The 20579-nt window shown below is 47.2% G+C and carries 18 protein-coding genes and 1 pseudogene; 10 read left to right on the top strand and 9 right to left on the bottom strand.

Annotated features, from left to right (window positions below):
* Window positions 1-318 precede the first annotated feature (318 nt).
* The gene (locus DXY37_RS03355; RefSeq protein ID WP_115125397.1) at window positions 319-585 is read right to left on the bottom strand and encodes a 2Fe-2S iron-sulfur cluster-binding protein; all 267 of its coding nucleotides are present in this window, start codon (window positions 583-585) and stop codon (window positions 319-321) included.
* 652 nt (window positions 586-1237) lie between these two features.
* Here DXY37_RS03355 and DXY37_RS13195 point away from each other — a divergent pair.
* Both DXY37_RS13195 and DXY37_RS13020 read left to right on the top strand, forming a co-directional pair.
* Entirely contained in the window at window positions 1238-1396 is a 159-nt protein-coding gene (locus tag DXY37_RS13195; RefSeq protein ID WP_170951762.1) for a hypothetical protein, read from the top strand.
* A gap of 944 nt (window positions 1397-2340) precedes the next feature.
* On the top strand, window positions 2341-2646 hold the full coding sequence (locus DXY37_RS13020; protein ID WP_170951761.1) for a hypothetical protein: 306 nt from the start codon (window positions 2341-2343) through the stop codon (window positions 2644-2646).
* Window positions 2647-4056: 1410 nt separating this feature from the next.
* Here the strand turns inward: DXY37_RS13020 and DXY37_RS03345 are convergent.
* Window positions 4057-4500, bottom strand: a complete 444-nt coding sequence (locus DXY37_RS03345; protein ID WP_244276812.1) for a cupin domain-containing protein — start codon at window positions 4498-4500, stop codon at window positions 4057-4059.
* Between the two features lie 532 nt (window positions 4501-5032).
* On the opposite strand from DXY37_RS03345, the gene DXY37_RS03340 reads away from it, so the two are divergent.
* Window positions 5033-5410, top strand: coding sequence for a carboxymuconolactone decarboxylase family protein (locus DXY37_RS03340; protein ID WP_115125334.1), 378 nt, complete (start codon window positions 5033-5035; stop codon window positions 5408-5410).
* 25 nt (window positions 5411-5435) lie between these two features.
* Here the strand turns inward: DXY37_RS03340 and DXY37_RS13015 are convergent, their stop codons facing one another.
* Both DXY37_RS13015 and DXY37_RS03335 read right to left on the bottom strand, forming a co-directional pair.
* Window positions 5436-6443: a hypothetical protein gene (locus tag DXY37_RS13015; RefSeq protein ID WP_136975542.1), complete on the bottom strand. Its 1008-nt coding sequence runs from the start codon at window positions 6441-6443 to the stop codon at window positions 5436-5438.
* Between the two features lie 398 nt (window positions 6444-6841).
* Window positions 6842-7141 (bottom strand): DUF3303 domain-containing protein, encoded by a 300-nt coding sequence (locus tag DXY37_RS03335; RefSeq protein WP_115125333.1) that lies wholly within the window; start codon window positions 7139-7141, stop codon window positions 6842-6844.
* A 603-nt stretch (window positions 7142-7744) separates the two neighbouring features.
* On the opposite strand from DXY37_RS03335, the gene DXY37_RS13010 reads away from it, so the two are divergent.
* Window positions 7745-7951 (top strand): hypothetical protein, encoded by a 207-nt coding sequence (locus tag DXY37_RS13010; protein ID WP_136975541.1) that lies wholly within the window; start codon window positions 7745-7747, stop codon window positions 7949-7951.
* Window positions 7952-8076: 125 nt separating this feature from the next.
* Window positions 8077-8394, top strand: a pseudogene (locus DXY37_RS03330) (DUF3303 domain-containing protein).
* 163 nt (window positions 8395-8557) lie between these two features.
* Here the strand turns inward: DXY37_RS03330 and DXY37_RS03325 are convergent.
* The 3 genes from DXY37_RS03325 to DXY37_RS13190 form a co-directional block, all read right to left on the bottom strand.
* Window positions 8558-8698 (bottom strand): DUF3104 domain-containing protein, encoded by a 141-nt coding sequence (locus DXY37_RS03325; protein ID WP_115125332.1) that lies wholly within the window; start codon window positions 8696-8698, stop codon window positions 8558-8560.
* 15 nt (window positions 8699-8713) lie between these two features.
* On the bottom strand, window positions 8714-9238 hold the full coding sequence (locus tag DXY37_RS03320) for a DUF2808 domain-containing protein (protein ID WP_115125331.1): 525 nt from the start codon (window positions 9236-9238) through the stop codon (window positions 8714-8716).
* Between the two features lie 86 nt (window positions 9239-9324).
* Window positions 9325-9543 carry a hypothetical protein gene (locus DXY37_RS13190; protein WP_115125330.1) on the bottom strand — a complete coding sequence of 73 codons (219 nt, stop codon included), beginning with the start codon at window positions 9541-9543 and terminating at the stop codon, window positions 9325-9327.
* A gap of 339 nt (window positions 9544-9882) precedes the next feature.
* Here DXY37_RS13190 and DXY37_RS03310 point away from each other — a divergent pair, with 339 nt between their 5' ends.
* From DXY37_RS03310 to DXY37_RS13005, 4 genes are all read left to right on the top strand, one after another.
* Window positions 9883-10122 carry a hypothetical protein gene (locus tag DXY37_RS03310; protein WP_136975540.1) on the top strand — a complete coding sequence of 80 codons (240 nt, stop codon included), beginning with the start codon at window positions 9883-9885 and terminating at the stop codon, window positions 10120-10122.
* Window positions 10123-10176: 54 nt separating this feature from the next.
* Window positions 10177-10377 carry a hypothetical protein gene (locus DXY37_RS03305; RefSeq protein ID WP_115125328.1) on the top strand — a complete coding sequence of 67 codons (201 nt, stop codon included), beginning with the start codon at window positions 10177-10179 and terminating at the stop codon, window positions 10375-10377.
* Entirely contained in the window at window positions 10349-11146 is a 798-nt protein-coding gene (locus DXY37_RS03300) for a hypothetical protein (RefSeq protein WP_170951760.1), read from the top strand. Before DXY37_RS03305 ends, DXY37_RS03300 begins: the two co-directional genes overlap by 29 nt.
* Before the next feature lie 833 nt (window positions 11147-11979).
* Window positions 11980-14307, top strand: coding sequence for a hypothetical protein (locus DXY37_RS13005; RefSeq protein WP_136975539.1), 2328 nt, complete (start codon window positions 11980-11982; stop codon window positions 14305-14307).
* A gap of 1529 nt (window positions 14308-15836) precedes the next feature.
* Here the strand turns inward: DXY37_RS13005 and DXY37_RS03290 are convergent.
* Together DXY37_RS03290 and DXY37_RS03280 are read right to left on the bottom strand one after the other, a co-directional pair.
* Window positions 15837-16709, bottom strand: coding sequence for a phytanoyl-CoA dioxygenase family protein (locus tag DXY37_RS03290; RefSeq protein ID WP_115125325.1), 873 nt, complete (start codon window positions 16707-16709; stop codon window positions 15837-15839).
* A gap of 658 nt (window positions 16710-17367) precedes the next feature.
* Complete coding sequence (locus DXY37_RS03280; RefSeq protein ID WP_115125323.1) at window positions 17368-18075, bottom strand: response regulator transcription factor; 708 nt, start codon at window positions 18073-18075, stop codon at window positions 17368-17370.
* Window positions 18076-19013: 938 nt separating this feature from the next.
* On the opposite strand from DXY37_RS03280, the gene DXY37_RS03275 reads away from it, so the two are divergent.
* Window positions 19014-20573: a site-specific DNA-methyltransferase gene (locus DXY37_RS03275; protein WP_170951759.1), complete on the top strand. Its 1560-nt coding sequence runs from the start codon at window positions 19014-19016 to the stop codon at window positions 20571-20573.
* Window positions 20574-20579 lie beyond the last annotated feature (6 nt).

Genomic DNA, 20579 nt, shown 5'->3' with positions numbered 1-20579 from the left:
GCTTCTTCCACCACCTCAATGCGCTTTGCCCTGGTTGTGGCGCCACGACGATTGAGAAGCTTGTACACGGCCGGACTAATCAGTCGCTCTTGCAAGAGTCGTTCATTCGTCTGAGCAAACGTATGAAGCACTGGCAGTGATAAGACGGCTAGGAAGCAGCAGAGTAAAAAAGATGGGGACGAGTCATTACTACAAGCTAGAGCTCTTGATGACAACAGGTGACAACGCCATACACCATCGACTGAATCACTGAGCGATATGACAACTCCAAGTCAAAACAATTGTGATGTCTTAAGCGAGGAGTTCTTCTACTTCGGCCTAAATTTTACAATCGCTCATCGGGTAAGCGACACAAAGAAGACTGAAGCCCTCCTCCATCTGCTCGTCATCGAGAAAGCTCTGATCACTTTGATCGAGAGTGCCCTCTGCAACCTTGCCTGCACAGGTTGAACATGCGCCTGCCTTACAGGAGTAAGGAAGATCAACGCCTGCCTCCTCTGCAGCATCGAGGATGCATTGATCGTCATCACAGGCGAAGGCATGCTCACCTAGCTCCGTGATCAACGTGACGGTGAATGTAGCTATTTGATACTGATGGGCTGCTTGAAGCATCTGCAAACTCGAGCCATCCATCAACAAAAATCTAGATTTATTTTGGGATCAAATACACCAATGATGACATTGTCCAACCAGCAAACGACACTTACCGCTTGCATCAATCATTGGCTTTAGTATCAACTGAGACTAAAATCTCACTCGATAAGGTACGGGAAAATACAAAACGTGCTCGCTTTTTAAATTGAATTAAGTGTGTCTTTACCACGGTTTCGTCCCATTTATTTTTCAAGAAGAAGAAGCACGCCTTTTCATGACAAGACAATCAGCAGCCAGTCTTCGCAAGTTAAATAGCCACCTTGTGCATCTTGCTCAAGAAGTTGAGGCGAAAGTCAACAGTTCTCGCAAAGAGCGTGAGCTCGATCTGATCCTTGATCGACAGAATCAACACGTGCACACGCTTGAACCCTCATAGGCGTTTGTAGCAGAAAGCACGAAGGTGCCGCCTCAAGCTGTTGCCATATGGCATTGACGATCCAGCTATTGCGCTTGGTCTGCCGACCAATCTGATCGCTACTGGTGTCATGAGCCCCAGCACTCATTGATATGCCGGTCATTACGACCTGAAAATGTCACAGAGACGTCGACCGGTTACCAAGCATTGGGTTGAGTGAGACACCCAATGGATCAAGCTGAAATCAACAACTGGAAAGCCATCGCTAAGAAGATGGAAACGAATGGAGACACCAGCAGCTGGTTTTACCTGCGTGCCCGAGCCATTGCTGATGGCAAGCCAGATCCGATGCCCAACGTCTCAGAGTTAATGCCTGATTCCATTTGAACCCAACAATGACCATTCAATCGAACTGCTGCCGCTCAGCGGACAGCTGGCTCGGGAAGTGCAGATCGACGCGGAACTCTTCCGGCTTCCTGTCCTGATTCTGAAAAGTCTGATGAGATCAACAAAACCCTTGACGACAAGGCGGATCAACCTTGATCTCAAGAGAAGGAACCCACAGCCTGCGGCAACGTTCAGTTCTTAGCTTTCAGCTGGGCTGTAAAGCTTGGAACTGATCGACATCAGTATCAGAAAAACAACGCTGATCGGCAGAACGACAAGGCTTTCGTTGATCATGAACCGTAATTAGCAAATGACTCTGACAGATCTTTCATAAGAACTACTCACCTTGAGATAGACAGTCACGATATGAGCACCAATCTCATTGATGGAACCGCGCGTTTCCCCCAACAAACCACTCAATCGTGGAACACTTGAGTGGCACCTAGACGAGTGGCTTTGAATTCGATAGGAATCCAGGTCCTTACAAACACCGATATCAGCGATGAACCTGGTCGCGGTGGACTGCACTCTGAGAAGACAGTCGCATTGCAAAAATGAAAACCCAAGTAATCACTTCCGCAAGTCAATCAATTTAATCTTGATACTGGGATCATACTAATTACCCTCCTATACCTTGATGTGAGCACTTGAGCATGGAATAACATTCCATAGGTCATCATTGAGCAGAACCATTTGACCCTTGAGCTCTCTGTACTCGCCAAAAGACAACAATTAACTTAAGGGCTAAAATCAATCCTGAAACGAGCTTGGACACTCTTGTAAATAAATATTGAGCCAGAGGACAGAGCTTATTGACGTAGCTAAGCGTGAAATGGTTGTCGCAACCTGACTTCATGAACCAACACTCGCCTTCAGTCAAGCAAGTTTTTTGCACTGTTCTATCTCTAGCGCCTGTAACTCTTTTAGGCAGCGCTTCTATTGTAATGGGTACCGCAAGTTCTTCACTTGCCGATTCTCAAGGGCTAAACACATCAACCTATGAGAACTTGAATTATGCCAACCCTACAAAATGGGAAAGGCCCAGTTCTGCTGACACAGCAGGCGCTAATTCACAAAACCTCAATACAACAACCTACGAAAACTTAAACTATGCCAATCCTGCCAAGTGGGAAAGGCCCAGTTCTGCTGATACAGCAGGCGCTAATTCACAAAACCTCAATACAACAACCTACGAAAACTTAAACTATGCCAATCCTGCCAAGTGGGAAAGGCCTAGTCAAGTCAATTAACGAAAGATCGTCAAAGATCTATCAATTCAGCAGAATGAAGCATTAATCCCACTATAAATTCACAAACTTTACTTGAGAAAAAAGGAGGTCCAAGCGACCTCCTTTTTTATATTGTTGATGTGGAGGCAAGTGAATATGCTCTGAGACTGCTCTACCCCATCGCGCAGAAAGCTGAGGGTGGATAGAGTGAAAAGAGGATTAACCGAGGCGTTGCTCGATTGAGTGGCGACAAAAGTCTCCATCCAATAGGGCTCAGATCTCGGCTTACAAACTCTGCTTGAACGAGGGTTTCGCGAAGCAACTGACGTGGCAATCATCAGCCTGTCGCTGATCAGAGGCTTCGCCACAAGCCCGTCAACACCGGAGAGTCGATGCAGAAGACAAGCGGAGGGACATCGTTCCCACATCTGGGTGATGTCGTTCTATTTGGGGGTAAAGCGCGAAGCGTCATCTACGGTCTGACAAGGGTCTGTTGCCCGCCCACCAGGAAGCATGGTGTCGTCGATCGTTCCTGACATGTACAGCTCGCAAAGCTCTTCTGGAGGACGACTGTCAACCCAGCTCTGGAAACCTCCATCGTCGTAGGCTAGCAATTGAGCAATCAGCAAAACTTCATGCATAGAGCGACGGGGAGCTAATGGCTATTGGAAGCTAGATGCTCTGAAGCTGTGCGCAAGAAACAACTCACTACTGAATTCGAAGCACAGCCTAATTAGCGATTGCGTATCGCCAAATGAAATTTAGTAATTAATTCGCCCCAACGCCATCGAGGCATTGAAACTCATGCAGAAGTCAGGCTGGCGACAGTGCTACCCACAGATGCGCTGATACCGCTCAAAACAAGTACAAGTCAGTCTTCATACAACCTTCAAGAACGCCTGCTTCGGTCACTCACAAAGGCGATGACCCTGATCAAAACCCAGGCAAGTGCAACACCAAGCAGGATTGAAAGCAGTGTCTCCACAACAGAACTATTGAGGTCGCCACCTAAAGCTTGGTGCACTCTTTATGCCCGTCTGGTCAAGGGTTAAGAGCGACAGTTAACGTTCAGTCGCGTACAGGCTTGTCTTTGATAGAGCTGTTCTTGACTGCAGTTTTTGAAGCTAGGGCCGCTTCCAGACGCTGCAGCTACGCATCGCGCAATGAAGCGGAAATACCGAGTGTGAGGTCAGTCATTGATTGGAGTTCTCGACTTCTTCAAGCGCCGGGCTTAATACTGTCGAAAGGGGGCCTTTAGATCTGAGAGCCAGCGAAACATAAACAATCCGCGGCCCCTGACCAGGTAGCAAAAATGCTTAGGTCAGCAGTTTGCAACATAAGGATCATCAGGCTGCTGAAGCGATCCTGGGCGCAGAGCAGCAGCACAGATGGCCCTGACCACATCAATTGTGAGTATGGAAAGTTTGGCAATTATTTATATAAGACCGTTGTTGGTATTCCTTTGCTGCCAGCATAGAAAACCACCAGGTCAACATCATCCGGACCAACTGCTTTTCCCGCATGAGCTGTGTTTACCACTTCGATCAGAGCTTCTCCTACTCCAAATGACTTCGTCATCCCGTCTTTCGTATAGAGCTCTAAACGGCCTTTAAGGATCACTGCTGAATTGATCACAGGATGGTAGTGCCATGGAAGGGTCACGCCCGAGGGAATCTTAATTCTCAAGACTTTGATTTCTGCTTGACCGGCGGGGTAATTAGGGAGTGCTTGTCCATTCCATTCTTTTGTTGAGTTAACTAGCTCTGTAATGCTGACACCTAGTTTCTCCGCACCATGTCCATCGTGAGTGTGAACCTTTCTTGCGGTCAAAGGTATCGCCAAGAGAATGACAAGAGTTAACGCGACTCGCTTCATGAGTAATCCGCATAGCAAACTCATGATGGCATTGCCAAGCTGAATTAAGACACTAAAAGACCCAGTTGCCTAGAATCACATAGGTTGATAGTCCATGTTGAGCTGAACGAAAAAGGTCCTACCGAAGGTCAACAAAACTGCTCGTTGGAGTAGTCAAGCGCATGATGCGCCACAGCGCGATGCAAACGGTCGGGTCTGAACGACGACCCATTGAGCATGCGCAATAAGCGAATCATTCGTGAAGCTGCAAAGCTTCCCATGCTGAGCGTTCACACAACACCATTCTTCAGTGGATAAGAGGATCCGCACTGGGGTCCGCGTCCGGAGCTCATTTAATTGAAACGTGCATCACGCCAAGCATCAGGTGACACCGAGTTATGCAACGCATACCGTTGCTATAACTTCAGAAGTCAATTTGAACTTATGGCCAAAAACAATTCAAGGTCTTACTTGTCTAGGGCAAAAAAGAAGCAATCAAGGGGATATTGGGATTTGACCACCATTAACTAACCACAAACAACAGCGAATACAAATGCCATCATCAGAATACATCCAGGGCATGCAAGAAATGCAAAAGCATTTTGGCGATGCTGCTGAAAAATGGATTAAGGCAATCCATGACATTTACCCTGAGTTCGCAAAGGTAAATGTAGAATTCCCATTTGGTGAATTATACCGAAGGGATGTTATTGACGACAAAACACGTGAGCTTTGCACGGTGGCAGCGTTGACAGTTCAAGGCTTTTCGCTGCCAGAACTAAAGGTCCATATAAAGGGAGCATTGAATACAGGAAGCAACAAATCAGAAATCCTTGAAATAATCACCCAAATGATTGCCTATTGCGGCTTTCCTGCTGCGACCAATGCGCTTTTAGCAGCTCAAGAGGTCTTCGAGGAAATCGAAGGCTGATGACAAGCGAATCTTGGGCTCCTTATCACGACCAAAGAAAATGGTGACCATCGTCAGGGTTTTTGGGCGGCAAAACATTGAACTGCTTGCGCACTCTTGACAGAGGAAGATGGGCAAGCTGGAAGTGATCAACCAAAGAGAAGTCACCATTACAGCAACTCCCTCTGGCCATCTCACTCGAAAGCAAATGTACGGCGGAAGAGTTATTGAGGCTTGCATCGTCAGGACGAAGGGTTGGGTTAACACTTACAAAGCCAGCCTCATGAGTAATTAATGATGCCAAAAGGGCACTTTCATTAACTTGATTAGGGCCCATGGCAAGTTGAAAGGCGCTTAATGCTATTTCTCCAGCAGGAGTAATTGAAATACCAGAAATTACATGCGTCATATCATGAGCGACATACAGACTATTTAGCGCACATAATTGAGAACCTGGAACAGGAAAACCAAAGTGTTTATAGTAGTAAACTAACGCCCAGCCAAGACTCATTTCAGGTAATTCAGAAAACGATTCAAGTCTCTTTGCTAATTCATGGCCGTTATCAATAGATGACAAATCCAGCCCTGCAAGTGCAGGCTCACTTCTCAATGGAAGAAATTTATGGAATATGCGATTTGCATCCTCAGCAGCTTTTCTAACACCAGAATGCAAATAATCCCGGGTCACTTGCAATGCGTCACTCGTCACGCCAAGAGATTCGGAATAAACTTCGCCAAGACGAAGTTGTTCTTCTGACTGAGGATGCCTAGACAATTCAAGCATCATTTGCAAATTATGAAAAACTCTCCGAGTAGATTGATCGGTAATAGTACGTGCAAGCTCGAAAGAATTAATTGGGCTTAATCTATGAATTTTAAGGTCGGGGCGGTCCCACAAATAATCCAGCAACGACTGAATTAGACGCAATTGCTCCTGAGATGGCCCCTGAGACGTCGAAACAGCCCCCAGAAGCCCCCGAGCCACAACAGCAACAGATTCAGGCTCAACAAAGAAGCTCAAAGAAACAAGAAAAAGCATTCTAAATTTAGCCATGAGGCCTTGATCTCACAACCAATAATCGCAGAAGCAAAAGAATTGATCCACATCAATATCGCAAAAAACCTCTACAACAACACTCGTCAAATAGTTAATATTATATATTTGGCAATATCACATGCATGCTTCGTCACAACGCCATCGAGGCATGGGAAACCATGCAGAAGTCAGGCGGCTGGAAGCGGTGACTGACCAGGTGGTGAGTTTCCGTAACTGCAGTGGGGGCGTGCGGCGTCTTAATCAGATTGCGACTTTCAACTTGATTGCGTCAACTTCCCGGTATTGTTCCACCCGTCCCTACCTCTTGCTTCAAAAGTTGAAGAGAAGAGAGTTGGGAACAGGGAGAGTTAGATTTTTGGGCGGGACACCCGGGCCACCCGCTTAGTGGCCTTGGCTCAGCTATTCATGCTTTCTTCCAGATCGACGTACTCCTCATCGCTGAGGCCGGGGGTGATCGTGGCCGTTACACCGAGTCCTTTGGTCCACGGATAAGTGTGCTTTTGCACTGCTGCCAGGTTGTCGGCCTCCACAAGAAGTACGCCTCCTCCGAGGTGAGGATGGATCTGACGCGCTAGCACCTTGAAGCCGGCGTATTCATCCATGGGCTTCCCACCTTTGATGTAATCCACAATCGCCTGGGTGTATTTCACGTTGGTGGGATCGGGTGCGCACCAAAGGATCATGAAGCGTGCCATCTAGAAATTTGCAAACGTCCCATCATCGTCCAGTTTTGTTGTTCCGGATGTCGTCAGCAATTCGGATTGGAGTAGTCAGTACTGCAGATTGGAAAGGGCGTCTTCGGTTAAATGCATTGTGTCCGAACACGGCACGAGAAATCGCCCCCTTGAAAAAGAGGCTTTTTTTGTACATGGCCACTCTCAGCTCTGCCTAGTCACTAGAGCTAGTGACCACTCAACCCATGGCGTTTTGCCAAAAAAAACCTGTCGCAAGGACAGGCCCGGTGATGGGGTCCCGAAACATAGCTCGACACGCCGCTATATCCAGTGTTCAGGCACCTGCAAAGCGCACTTTTAAGGAAATTCTCTGGATCCTTCAGAAAGTGCAGGCGAACATCACCGGTAGTACACGACATGTACTACCGGGCCATCACCACTAGTTGTGGTAGCCCTGGTGATGGGGGTTATCTGGCTCGGAACGCTCCTTGAGGGGGCGTTTTTTATGGCCAGCTATGAGTAGTTTGTACCCACTCAAAAACACAAGGCAAAACCTATCTAGGGCTGATCAGGAGGCAGCACATCCCGCCGAATCCTGAGAGAGGCCTTAGATGAGGCTGCTTGGTGAAAACGACTAGTCTGCAGCGCCAACTCAAGAACTCATTAATGGCGTACAAGCTCATCGGTACTGAGTTTCCTGATCAGAACCAGACCTTCATCGACAGTCTTGAGTCAGCTCTCTGGGCAGTTCAGAAAATCAAAGGATCTTCCGGAACAATCGAAGATCTGATCAAGGAAATTGAGAAAGCCAAAGAAGCGATAAGCAGCTAGCCAGTCCTTGTTCGGCAGCGGTGGAGTCTGGACAGCACCCGAATCAGACTGTCAGCCGAAAGTGACGTGAAGATGCTCAGCACACTGAGATGGCTACGAAGTGGTTTCAATCGCTTTGACCAATCGTGCAGATGTATCTAGCGGACTGCCAGTTTCCTGATATTGACAGCCAGCTCGCTGCTTACAAGAGCTTTTGCGAGTTGTGGGATTCAGGTGAGATGGCGAAAGCTGACAAGTTTCCAGGCTTTGAGATGTTGTTTCGCGTTCATGCGCCTGGTGTTGGCCGTGTAACCGCACTCTTCAAGGATGAGAGCGATGCACAAATTATTGAGCACTTCTCTCCTTGACGTGCTGAGTACGGAATCGAAATCGATTTAACTCCAGTGGTCGGATGCAAAGACATTGTTGACCGGCATAAAAAGCTGTTCGCAAAAATGGGCTGAAACCACCATCCACGCAGCAGCACTGGTGTTCGCAGGCCAGATGAGCCCAGACCAACGAAAGCAGCTGAAGGCAGGTTCTATTGGTGGCGTTGTGGGCTTGTTGGTGGGTTGCGGCGTTGGAAAGTTCAGGCCGTAGGTGCAACCACCCAATCAGGGGATTTCGTTAGTCAGTCGCTGGAAGGATGTGAGTCACCAGATCAGCGTTGACCCAGCGGATTACGCCTGAATCCCCATCTGCGATCTGAAAGAGGTTGTGGATCTTTGGGTCACGGGCAGCGCCGTTGCAGAAGATCACCTGCCCCATCCACCAGTCCTTAGCTCACCACTCATTCTGGAAGATCTTCATATCAACTACGCCCACCATCTGATGGACAGGATTTGGCCCTGCTGGAATCGCCGTCACTGAAAATGTATAGAAGCCTTGAGGCGGATTCACTCCTGCTTGAAAAGCGATTGTTACGCTGTCTCCAGGGTTTACCGCTGATGAAAATTTGACGTCGACTGACCGGGCGTCGTCGCTGAATTCCGCCTCGACATCAAGTGACCTGCCTTGATGACGCGGAGATCCTATAAATGCTTGAACAGGTACGGCTCCGTATGAGAAAGCGTTCTGACCTTGGATTTGTTCAAGGTTGATACCTCCGAGATCTGTGCCTGCATCCTCAGGTAATTCCAGTGTTAAGTAATACACAGCAGCACCTTGGAAGGCATACCACCTGTAGTTAGTGAGTTTCGCCTTTGTAGGCACAGCCACAAAACTAGTTTGACCATTGATCTCCACAGCTTCCACGGATGATGCACCGATCAGTGCAGCTGCAATAAGGGTTGTACTCAGAAGACGCATCGGAAGTTGATTAATAAAACTAGTGACTCTCATCAGATGGTGCTCTTTCTGGCGGCGAGCATGCGAACAGGTATGACACTTTTTTGTCATTTTTTAAATGGCTTACTCCAGTTACCAGATTTAATTGATTTGATAACAATAACCACTGAGAAAGCAAGGAACAACCAATTTAAAAACAGAATCACGTATGGAAGGGTGTTCAAGCCCCAGACAATCACTCCAAAGCAGAGCAAGTTAACCAATGGAATACGAGAATCAAGATTGAAGTCATTAACTTTTCTGAGTGCTGACTTGAGTTTTTGCATTAGAGGATGATAACTGTGATGACAATGCCCACAATGATGCCTTTAGCAAAGGACAGCCACAGGATCTGATAATCAGACAAATCTGTTTTCTGTTGAAGCATCGTGATCAAGCGTTTGTGCTTGTTAGCGAGTTTCTTCATCGGGTTGATTTTGTCCCTTTCAGTATGTGTATCAGTTCGAACAGGTGCAACGTTAGCGGGGGTTTAGTCGTCAGCCGAAGACGCTGCAGCAGCCTTGTCTTCGATGCAGCCCTTGATTTTCAGGGAGAAAATGATCAGATGGCGCCCCTGACCAAATGGGGGCATCAGTTGAATGAGAGGTAAGAGCAGGACCCACAGAATGAAACGACTGCCTTCCATTGCCGCCATTGCAGTGACTTCATTGCTGCTAGTCGGCTGTGAGTCACAACTGGATTGGAACACCCACTTCTGCGGGCTCTATGCGGCAAGAACGATCAGCCTTAAAGAGCTCGATTCAAAGCTGGGCATTACCAAAAGGTTTGATCCCAACAAAGATGGCGACAGCAGCTTGCGGTATTGCAGAGCAGTCCTTGGCGTGGGGCCCGACGAAGAGTTCTGAACGGGGGCAAGTAACCACCTAGTCGGGCACCGTTTCCAGCCGCCTGACTTCTGCATGGACTCCCAGCCTGAAAACGGTGCACGACTAGGTGGTGAAGATCAGCAAGCCAGTGCCACAAGAGCAACGATCACGATGGTGGCGCTGATGGGTTCCAAGGCTTTCTCCTGTCTGGATTCACCATCCCCCTTTCGAGCGAAAGAGCCTGTGACCAACCTCACAGCCCTGCTTGAGGCAGGTCATCAAGTCAGCCGTTGAATCCGGAGATGGTGTGTCCATCGAGAGGGAACGACCCTCCATCGCCTTCAGATCAATGCCTCACTATTCGAACTACGGCAACACCCGATTCTCCGCTAAGCCCATTGATGAACTCACCGGGAACTTCGATGCCCTGAACGAAACAACCAACGTCAGACCCGCCAAAGGCGAAAGCACCAGCATTGTTCATCCAGTTTTCAAAACGGGTTACGACACTGGTCCGATTGGCTCTCTGTCAGAGACCTTTGGCGACAGCGATCCAAGAATCCTTGTTCCCATAATTGGTGAAGGTGTCTTCAAGCCTCAAGACATCGACACCAAAGGCAGCGTGATCTGGGGCGACAACCATTTCAAGCCAGGTCGTGACGGTGACTCACTGACCGATGAAGGTCGTCCAACGAAAATCTGGACAAACGGTGGTGCCAGCACCTGTGAAGACCGCATGACTCAGGACTTTGATTCAAACGATGTGGTGTTCTGCAATGGGATCACCCTTGATACAGAAGCTCCATCGATGTCTATGCATCAAGGAGCAATGAACAGTGTTTGGGGCAAGGATGCGGCTGGAAACTTCCGTGATGCAGCTGGAAGCATGACTGAACCCTTCGAACCAGCCGCTGGAATAAACAGCTTCGGGGAATCACTCAACCCTGTTCTTGAACTCGGCGGTCAGGCTGGTCCTGGTGGTACGACCTTCATGACAGGACAGTTCGATATGCCCACTAACAACCTCAACGGCAGTGCTCGTCCCGGTGGTGACGACGTCTGAGCCACGACGTTTCAACGCAAGGCCCCGCTCGTCAGAGTGGGGCTCAGTGAGTGAATGATGTTGAGCAAGAGCTTTTGAACTTGTGTCTGTACAGGTTTCCTGATTGCTTCAAAAGCGCATCTGAATACCAAAGCATGCAGGTGTTCGATAGGTGTGCCCGTGCCTGAGTCCATAAGCAGGGATCACGCGTGGATACCGATTAACATCTCGGCGATATTCTCGCCAAGCACGCCGGTAGTCACGCGTGTCGCGCCGAATGTCTCTGCGTAGCTGCCTGAGCTCTCGACGTCTTTGCTGTTCGTAGCTGCGCGCTTCACACGCTGGTACTAGAGCACAAGTTGTAGCACCCATCAATCAAGCACAAAGAACAGCTGTCGTTAGTTTGTATGTGTTGTTAAGAGTCGTCATGGCTTCAAGGAGTGAATGTTTGGGGCTGCTGCCCCCTCACTCCTTCAAGATCAAAGCCCTTCTGGTGAAGCCCACTACACAGCTCTGGTAGAGACCACTCGAAGCTCTGGTGAACATCTGGTGAATAGCTGAGAGCACAATGCCTGACTGGGATTGGGTAACCCGGATGCTTGTAAGGCAATCGTGTCAAGATGCCAAAAACCATTTACAACAGCTTAAATATCATGGGCTGAAAAGAGCGTCGTCAAGCTAATGAAAGCTAAATGATGCAGTTACATAAAGACCATCAATTGAAATCATCTCTGGCTTTCAACTCACTGGGCAATAAATTGCCCATATCTCAATCAGCACTTGACAAATTCGCACTATTGGGATCACACACTTACGAAGACAACTGCTAAAATTAATTAGTAGTAAAAACTGCTATGGCGTTCGAAGATTTTGCCGAATATGGCAGTAGTGCTGTCAACAGTGAATGGACTACAATAACACTCTCAAAAAATTACTCCAGAAATATAGCAATCTTTGCCGAGATAAATAGTTTCAATGACGGTGCACCCAGCAGTGATAGAAAGAAAAATACGCTTGCACCAGTCGAAATAAGGCTTAGAAACATCACAAAAGGTTCGGCAGGCACTCCTGCTTCTTTTGAGATTAAAATACAAAGACCGTATGGGTATAATGCAACCCATCCTTCAGAAACAGTTTCATTTTTAGCAATCTCCGAGGGGACATGGGACTTAGTCGATAGTTCAAGGCTGGAAGTTGGAATATATGATCGAATTCACACAAAAAACAATAAATTTCAAAATCAAATATTTAGCAATCGTTTTAGCGCAAAGCCTGGTCTTATTTCTCAAGTACAAACCACTGATGGCACTGATTGGATTACATTAAGGCATAGAAATATATCATCGACAGGTTTTCAAGTTGCTCATCAGGAAGATGAACGTCAAAACAAACACGGGAGCAAAGAGCATGTAATTGAATCACTTGCTTACCTTGCCTTTGATGATAGTTTCTCAACAACAGATGGAGACAGCCTTATAGAAGGGCGCCTTCTCGACGCTAATTCGCAACAAATTGATCACACGGGACAATCATTTTCCTTTTTAACAAATACTTTCAGTGCGAATCCTGTACTTCTTACCCAAAATGTGTCGTATAACGGGGGAAATCCTTCAAAGACCAGGCTTTCTGCATTAACAACCTCAGGTTTTACTGCATATATTCAAGAAGATCAGTCACGAGACAATGAAACCTGGCATGTGCTTGAAGAAATAAGTTATTTTGCTGTTTCCGACGGAACTAAATTTCAGGGTGAAATTGTAGACCCTGCTGCCGCTCCATCAATTCAAGGATTTTCTGGCAATCTTGGTGACGAATCTAGCTCTATAAGTATCAATGAAAACACGACAGAAGTTGGATCATTGTCTGCAAACGAATCAGTTACATGGTCTTTGAGTGGTGGATCAGACCAGGCATTATTCACAATAAATAATGCTACTGGAGAACTCAGCTTTAGCGATGCGCAGGACTTTGAATCACCGGGAGATTCTGACTCAAATAATGACTTTGTCGTCCAAACCACTGCCACTGATTCAGATAATAATACCGCCACTCATACTGTCACTGTAAATTTAGTTGATTTAGATGAAACTGCTCCAGTCGCAATTGACAACACTGAGGATTTACAGTCCAATACAATATCTAATAATATTAATATACTCGCGAATGATACCGACAATATCGATGACCCCTCTGATCTAACATTATATTCTGTAAATGGTATTCTTTTCGATGACCTGGATGATTCCGAGCATTCAACATATGGAGTGAGCTCTAATTACAAACAAGTTTCAGGCTCTGATGGAACACTCTATCTCAAGTCAGATGGAACTGCTTACTACATAAAGAACTCCAGTTCCTCTCTATCATCCTCCTCTTTACGTAGCAATTTTATCAGCAAAAATTCAATACAACGCCAAAGACAGTCTCTAATGTCTGCATTTATTAGCTCCCGACCTAGGGAATATTACGCGACTGCTTTTGTGTCGACCATCGATACGTTTAATTATGTTGCACAAGACACGTCTGGTAATTCGTCAAATCAGGCAACCATTCAGATAAATAATGTTCAATCAGGTTCTTCAGATTCAGATGGTTGCGACCCAATGATTATATTTGGAGATGATTTATCTAACAACTTGGGTGGTGGTTGTGGGAAAGACTCTTTGTTTGGGCTAGGTGGAGATGATATTTTAACTGGTTATGCTGGTGATGATTTATTGATTGGGAATAGGGGATTTGATTTACTACGTGGTAGCGCCGGCGATGACACCCTTCGAGCCGGCAAAGGCAGGGACATCCTGGATGGTGGCGCGGGATCTGATGAGATGTACGGTGGATTTGGATTAAATACATTTAAAAACTCATTTGATGGATCTGTTGACAAAATATTCGTTAAAAGTGACGAATGGTTATTTAACGATTTCTATGGTAGATCTAATAACAACAAGTCGGGTCTTAAATCTGACAAAATCGAGAAGATTGACGCAAACGACCAGATTTTTATTCAAGGAGTTCAAACTTCTCAAATCAGCTTTCAGCAAGTCAATCATCAGAGCCAGCTTGGAGAAATTCTTGTAGGAATTGGAATATATGCACTTTCTTCGCTTGAGGCGGTTTATGTGGGAGGAAATCTAACTGTCGATCAACTTTCTTCAATTACTCAAGGCATTGAAAATGTTTAAAGCAGGATATGGCTTTACGGGTTGATCATCCTCAGCACTGATGGGCTGATCGTTGCTTTGTTCAGAAGCTAGATAGAAGCTAAGACTCATGCCAAGTGCGGGGTTCTAGCGGTCTTGGAGCCATGGCATCACCAACTTCCGGGTAACACAAGCCCAGTCAGGCAATGTATCGGAGCCATTCACCAGAACTCATCAGAATCGCTCGTGGTCTACACCAGAGCTGTGTAGCGAGGCTCACCAGAAGGGCTGTGATCTTGAGGGGGGCAAAGGGGCAGAACCCCCACTCATTAATTCCTCCCACACGCCATGTTGATGAAGTCGACTTTCGTTTATGCCCTCTCCCTAACGCTGGGCTTAGCTGCAGTCACTCACGCAAAAACACTGTTGTTCAAGCAAGCACCTCAGGAGACCACCGAAAATCAGGAATTGGTTTATCGCACTGGCCAACCGAGGAGACGCCATCGCATGAGACCTAAGTTCAGCTTTGTGCCCGCGCAGTGGCCCCACTGGTCTGTTTGACTTGGTGAAGCAGGAGACCTTGCCTTACTGGTCGTTCATCAACCAGCGGAACCGTTTTTCGGTTCATGGCGATCAACTAGTGGGCAGTCCTTATTTGTCATAACGCCACGTTGGCGAATTCACTCGGATTGGGAATGTGCTCTCTGCTCAAGCATTTGAAAGGCATAAAGAAAACAATGTGGACTATGCTCATCAAACTTTCTCGGAAGTCGATACAGATTCTGATGGGAATGCCTATTTCGATTTCGATGGAGACTTCGTGAAGCGAGATAAAGATAACAAGATGGTCTGAATCCGTTGATTATACTGACTAAACATTTGATTGCTGTTTCATACAGATGCAGTTCAACATTTTTGCTGGGTTACTGGTATCCACATCGATAGTGCTTCTTGGCAATCCATCGTCTGCTCAGATGATTCAGAAGTTTGGCAGTTGCCCAAGTGGTACAAGTTCTACTGGGAGTGGATATTGCAAGATCAACAACGGAAAGCAATACATTCCCAAATTAACTAGCTGCCCAAGCGGTACAAGTTCTGCTGGGAGTGGCTACTGCAAAGTGAATAATGGTAAGCAATATATCCCTAAGCGAGGCAGTTGCCCATCGGGGTCTAGTTCTGCTGGCAGTGGTTATTGCATTGTAAGGTGACCCTCCCTAGATGCCTCAAATTCAGATCCTGTCTTACAAGGAAACTCTATTGGTCTGAGGCCTTGATCGGGCCTTACGCCTCCATTGGAACTTCCCAAGCCATAATCCACGGCTGTCATCATGAGCAGCCAAAGACAATGAGGGAGCATTGAAGCTGCCGCTCAGCTCATCAATGGGCTGAGCTGAGCTGAGAGGTGTGTGCCGGCGAAGTCTGTGAAATGAGGCATTAATCCGAAAGCGGTGGAGTTTTGTCCCCTCCGATGGACACACAATCTCCGGATTCAGAGGCTGACTCGATGACCTGCCATCGACTGAAACCTTAAATATTGTACAAAAAAACAGAAGTATTCAGTCTTTATGGGGTCAGAGAGTCAAGATCTCGTCCACCCTTTTTCGTATTGGTACATCCGAAGAGTATCTCTGTCTAGCAAGATTCATAACTCCTTCTCCGACATTCTCCCCAATACGAGGATCCCTTTCCCATTGCCCCGGTCTCCCTGTACTTTTGCCTAGTTCTGCGTAACGGAAATCAAGGCTCCATCTACATATCCTGCTTTTATTTTTGAGACTTCTATGCAGCGTAAACTGATCAAATATAACCACATCACCCGCACTAGCTTGAACAGAGACAGGGCAGAGGTTGCAATTTGCTTGTAATGCATCCCGCATAGTTTCCTGATCGACTTCAGGACCGCGTTCAGCTCTACTGTGGGAAAGCCAGCCAAGATGATTAGAGCGAGGAATAATTTCCAACCCTCCATGGCGAGTCGATGCTGGACCAAGAGGTATCCATACAGTCATTAGTCTGACGTAATCAACAGTAGGATCAGTAGCTCCGTAATCCTGATGCCAAGGCAAAGTGGTAAAAGGACTGCTATTTAGATTCCAAGGTAATTTAGCGCGGAGATTATGAATTGGACTAAGAACAGCTTGCGCCCAGCCAGCTGACTCCGCCAATAAATTGCCAATTAGGGGGAGAAGTGCGAGTTCATACGCGGAAGGCAAGCTTGGAAGCATGCCCTGTAGAAAAAGAAGCTGTTTTGGATTACTTCGGAAGAAGCGAACTGAGGCACTGTTTAGGTCTGATTTCTGGAGGATAGAATTCCTAAGGCCTCTAAGCACAAGTTGCTGACTTATCTGAGTACGAATATTATCTAGTAGATCGGATGGCAATACTTGGCGGTAATGCACCCATCCAAGGCTGTCAAGAATATATTTTTCCTGAGAATATTCCACCCTTTTAGCTTAATGCTGATAACTAGGTGAGTCAAGAAGACTCAAAATCTTTGAAATTGTCTAAATGGCAGCATGGGATGGAGAAATTTTAAGCGCTTAAAAAGTGATCAAGGAAATTGGGGTCCATGGAACTCCCAGCTGCACCGATTGCCTTGGATTCTCATGCTGTTTGCCGTCATTGATGCGGCGGGTGAGTTGGGTATCTCCGTGGCGATCCGCGATGCCCCAGCCGAGACTACAGCGGTCTTTTATCTGACCTCGGAGGCGGCCAAACCACTGTTGCTGAGGCATGTACGCAGAACATTGCATATGCGCAGAATCATGCGCAGACATGGGACTATCCAGGTGGGACACGATGCGCAGATCGCTCACCTCAGATAGTCAGAAACCCAAGCTATAACTAGGATCTCTCAATGGAGCCAAGGAGACTCGAACTCCTGACCCCCTGCATGCCATGTAGAACAGCCAAAAATGAGACTGACTGCGGCGCAGGGGATTCCAAGGAGAAGATATAGTTGGACTCTACTGGAATCAGAACTTATTTTCTAATATCACACGTAGAATGCATCTGTCTAGCAGAAAAAATAAAAAACAAATACTTAATAGCAGACACAAAAAGTGTTCGCACAAAAAAGCAATAGCATATTGAAATAGTGATTTAAGCTAGAGGATCGATCAATCCATAAGCGATAGCTTTCACCACGAGCTGCGTGCGGCCTTGAGCGCCAAGCTTGCCTGTGGCATTGACAACATGCGTTTTCACTGTCTCGATCGAGATTAGTAATTGGTTTGCAACAGATTGGTTGCTGAGACCCTTAGCAATTAACGAAACCACCTCAATCTCGCGATCTGAAAGAGGCTCGACCAAAGGAGGAAGATCAGACCGAAGTGCTTGTGCACCCAAGCGGCGGATCTCTTCGGGGTAATAAGCCTGACCCTCTGAGAGAGTTTGCAGTGCCTGAATGAAATCGCCCCGACCTGTTCCAAAGCTTGATTTGAACATCACGCCGTCGGCGTAGGCATCCATGGCTTCGCGAACAACTGCCTGGGTTTCACGCACGAGCACAATCAGGCGTTGGCATGTAGGCAACTCAGCATGGACTCGCTTGATCAGATCAATGCCGTAACCAGTTTCCAGATCTGAGCTGCAGATCAATAAATCTGGCTTCGTGCGCCGCACCAGCTGGAAACCTTCATCCTCTGTAGTCGCAGCCCCTAACACAACAGGCCTGATTGGTTCAGTGAGGCAAAGACACATCAAGGCCAAGCGATCACCCATACAAACCACTACTCGGCGGTTTTGAAGCAACACTCTGGCCTGATCAATCGCTCCCTTGATTGCGCGCGACTCAAGGAGCAGCTCCATAGCGAGCGTTCAACGATGGTCTTGTTCTAGCTGGGGTATCCGGAAAGAGCGGCAGTGCATGTGTAACAAAAGTCAGTTCAAATGCAAGCCAACCAGCAGCGACGGAACCAACCCCAAGCACTTACTAAATCGCCCCTGAGGCGTCAGGGAAAGAGGTGGTGGTTTGCCCCCTACATGAATAGGCCCCACGCCAAAGCGCCTGTATCCATCATCCGAGGGATCAGACAGCAAGAGCAATATCCCTGAAGCGAGGGATGTGAGCAAATCACCAATCGGTGATCATTGAGATATCAAGAGCAACGAATAAAATGACCAGTAAAGAACTGACCAAGCAAGAGATTTATGTTCAAAGAAATGGAGTGATGATTCGGCTCGTCTGGGATCAGCACATGAATGAATGGGTTCCATGCATTCCTCAGCAATAATCTACAGGCCGCTCAAGCAAATCTTCCATCAAAGAAAAAATCTAAAATCGACCCAGGTACATGATTAGCTGAATTCGTTTTTCATGACTTCGGTCTACTTTTTGGGATAGAAGGGAGTTCACTTTGCAGTGAGCTCCTTTTAGTCGTGATCTGCGGTTGGAGCTGATGCCTGCTCGTGGCAAACGACACCACAGATGCAATCGGGATACTTATCACGACCCAAACGCCTCGCTTCAGCGGCATCAGATACCTCAATAGTTTCGGTTCTTAGCTCGCCTTGACACAGATAGATCAAGTCATAGGAGGGGGGCATAAATGCTCCTACGCACGCAACACTATTGAGCACTATTCCAAGAGATCCCACATCCCTCAGCTGAGGGAGCCATCAAGCACCAGAAATCACTGCTATGTGGGATGGAATCCAGATTCAACTTCTCGTTTGAGATCAAGTCCACAAGCCCCTACAAAACCAACTCCCACGATCTTCAGCAACCAAGGAAACGAGCACATCCCTTGAATGAGGGAGGAGTGAAACCGAAAAGATCACTCAGCCAAGGGAGTTCAAATCAAGACAAAATTTTGATGATGAATGCAAGCAAGAGCTTGCACATGAAGAAGACATCGTCAGCCACACTCGAGCACGTCAACCGACTCTGTTATGGCGACAATCTCGACACGCTTAGAACACTTCCGAGTGAGAGCGTAGATCTGATTTACTTAGATCCACCATATAACTCAAAGCGTGTATACAACTGCAGCTTCGGAGCCAAGGCTCAGGCCAAGGCGTTTGATGACAACTGGTCATGGGGTCAAGAGCAGATCCGATGGCTGAATGACATCAACGAGCGCAACAAAAATGTTTGGTGCTTATTGAACTGCTTGATGAAAACATTCAAGAGGAATGATGGCCTGCCTGCCTATCTGGTGGCGATGACAGTTCGTCTGATTGAGATGCATCGCGTTCTAAAGAGTACCGGCAGCATCTACCTGCATGTCGACCCAACGGCCAGTCATTACTTAAAGCTGGTGATGGATCAGGTGTTTGGTGGCGGAAGATTCCGCAATGAAATCATTTGGTGTTATACGGGACCTAGCCCATGCAAGAGATATTTTCCTAAGAAGCACGACACAATCCTCTTCTATTCCAAAGACGAAGACTACACATTTAATCCTGATGCAGTTCGACTGCCATACGTAGCTGAGTTCACCAAGGCGAGGGGCGTACATGGCAAGAAAGATTACGAAGAAGATGATCAACGCGAGCGGTATAACAAAGGCAAGCTCCCCACGAGTTGGTGGGCTGACGGCTTCCTCAGCAACATCTCGGCATACCGCAAGGAGCTGCTCGGTTATCCCACTCAGAAGCCTATTGCTCTTCTAGAGCGAATAATTGAAGCCAGCTCAAATGAAGGAGATGTAGTCCTAGATCCCTATATGGGCTCAGGCACCACCATCGAAGCCGCTGCCAAGCTCAACCGTAACTGGATCGGTATGGATGTCACGCATCATGCAGTGGCATGCACAGCGGCACGACTTGCAACTAATCTCGATCTCGAGGAAGACAACATTCCAGTAATTGGAGTGCCCTTTGATCTGGAATCAGCCCGACATCTTCGCGATGCAGATCGAACGCAGTACGACGCTTGGGCCATCCTTAATCTCAAAGCTGCACCACACGAAGAAAAGAGCGGTCGGCTGATTGGTATTCGTGAATTCAAGGATTGGAGAGAAAGTCGCACCGTTGATGGCACCGCTATTTATGTCACCTCCAATGATGAGCCGCCATCCGTAACAGATGTTGATCGACTTGAGCGTCTGATGCAGCAACACAAGGCAGATCTTGGATTCTTGGTTGCCTTCACGATGCCTGATGAATTCACGCTCAAGCGAATCCAACGACTAGGGGAAATTCGACAAAACAATGGACGATATGTGATCCCAAAGATCCAAGTCATCACGGTTGAACAAATCGTTGAGGGTGGTGCTTCGGCAACCAAGATCTTTGATGTGAGCCGTCAGCAGAGGCGCAAAAAGATTCTTGCTAGTAATTCGCAAATTGCATTGGAGGTCTGATCGATG

The organism is Synechococcus sp. GEYO, from assembly GCF_900473955.1.
Taxonomy (GTDB): Bacteria; Cyanobacteriota; Cyanobacteriia; order PCC-6307; family Cyanobiaceae; genus Synechococcus_C.
Note: the sequence above shows the minus strand (reverse complement) of the source record. Positions and strands in the feature narration are given on the sequence as shown.

Coding starts and splice junctions, on each gene's coding strand:
- DXY37_RS13195 (WP_170951762.1), top strand. CDS start 1,238: ATGGATCAAGCTGAAATCAACAACTGGAAAGCCATCGCTAAGAAGATG.
- DXY37_RS13020 (WP_170951761.1), top strand. CDS start 2,341: ATGGGTACCGCAAGTTCTTCACTTGCCGATTCTCAAGGGCTAAACACA.
- DXY37_RS03345 (WP_244276812.1), bottom strand. CDS start 4,500: ATGAAGCGAGTCGCGTTAACTCTTGTCATTCTCTTGGCGATACCTTTG.
- DXY37_RS03340 (WP_115125334.1), top strand. CDS start 5,033: ATGCCATCATCAGAATACATCCAGGGCATGCAAGAAATGCAAAAGCAT.
- DXY37_RS13015 (WP_136975542.1), bottom strand. CDS start 6,443: ATGGCTAAATTTAGAATGCTTTTTCTTGTTTCTTTGAGCTTCTTTGTT.
- DXY37_RS03335 (WP_115125333.1), bottom strand. CDS start 7,141: ATGGCACGCTTCATGATCCTTTGGTGCGCACCCGATCCCACCAACGTG.
- DXY37_RS03325 (WP_115125332.1), bottom strand. CDS start 8,698: ATGGGGCAGGTGATCTTCTGCAACGGCGCTGCCCGTGACCCAAAGATC.
- DXY37_RS03320 (WP_115125331.1), bottom strand. CDS start 9,238: ATGCGTCTTCTGAGTACAACCCTTATTGCAGCTGCACTGATCGGTGCA.
- DXY37_RS13190 (WP_115125330.1), bottom strand. CDS start 9,543: ATGCAAAAACTCAAGTCAGCACTCAGAAAAGTTAATGACTTCAATCTT.
- DXY37_RS03310 (WP_136975540.1), top strand. CDS start 9,883: ATGAAACGACTGCCTTCCATTGCCGCCATTGCAGTGACTTCATTGCTG.
- DXY37_RS03305 (WP_115125328.1), top strand. CDS start 10,177: ATGGACTCCCAGCCTGAAAACGGTGCACGACTAGGTGGTGAAGATCAG.
- DXY37_RS13005 (WP_136975539.1), top strand. CDS start 11,980: ATGGCGTTCGAAGATTTTGCCGAATATGGCAGTAGTGCTGTCAACAGT.
- DXY37_RS03280 (WP_115125323.1), bottom strand. CDS start 18,075: ATGGAGCTGCTCCTTGAGTCGCGCGCAATCAAGGGAGCGATTGATCAG.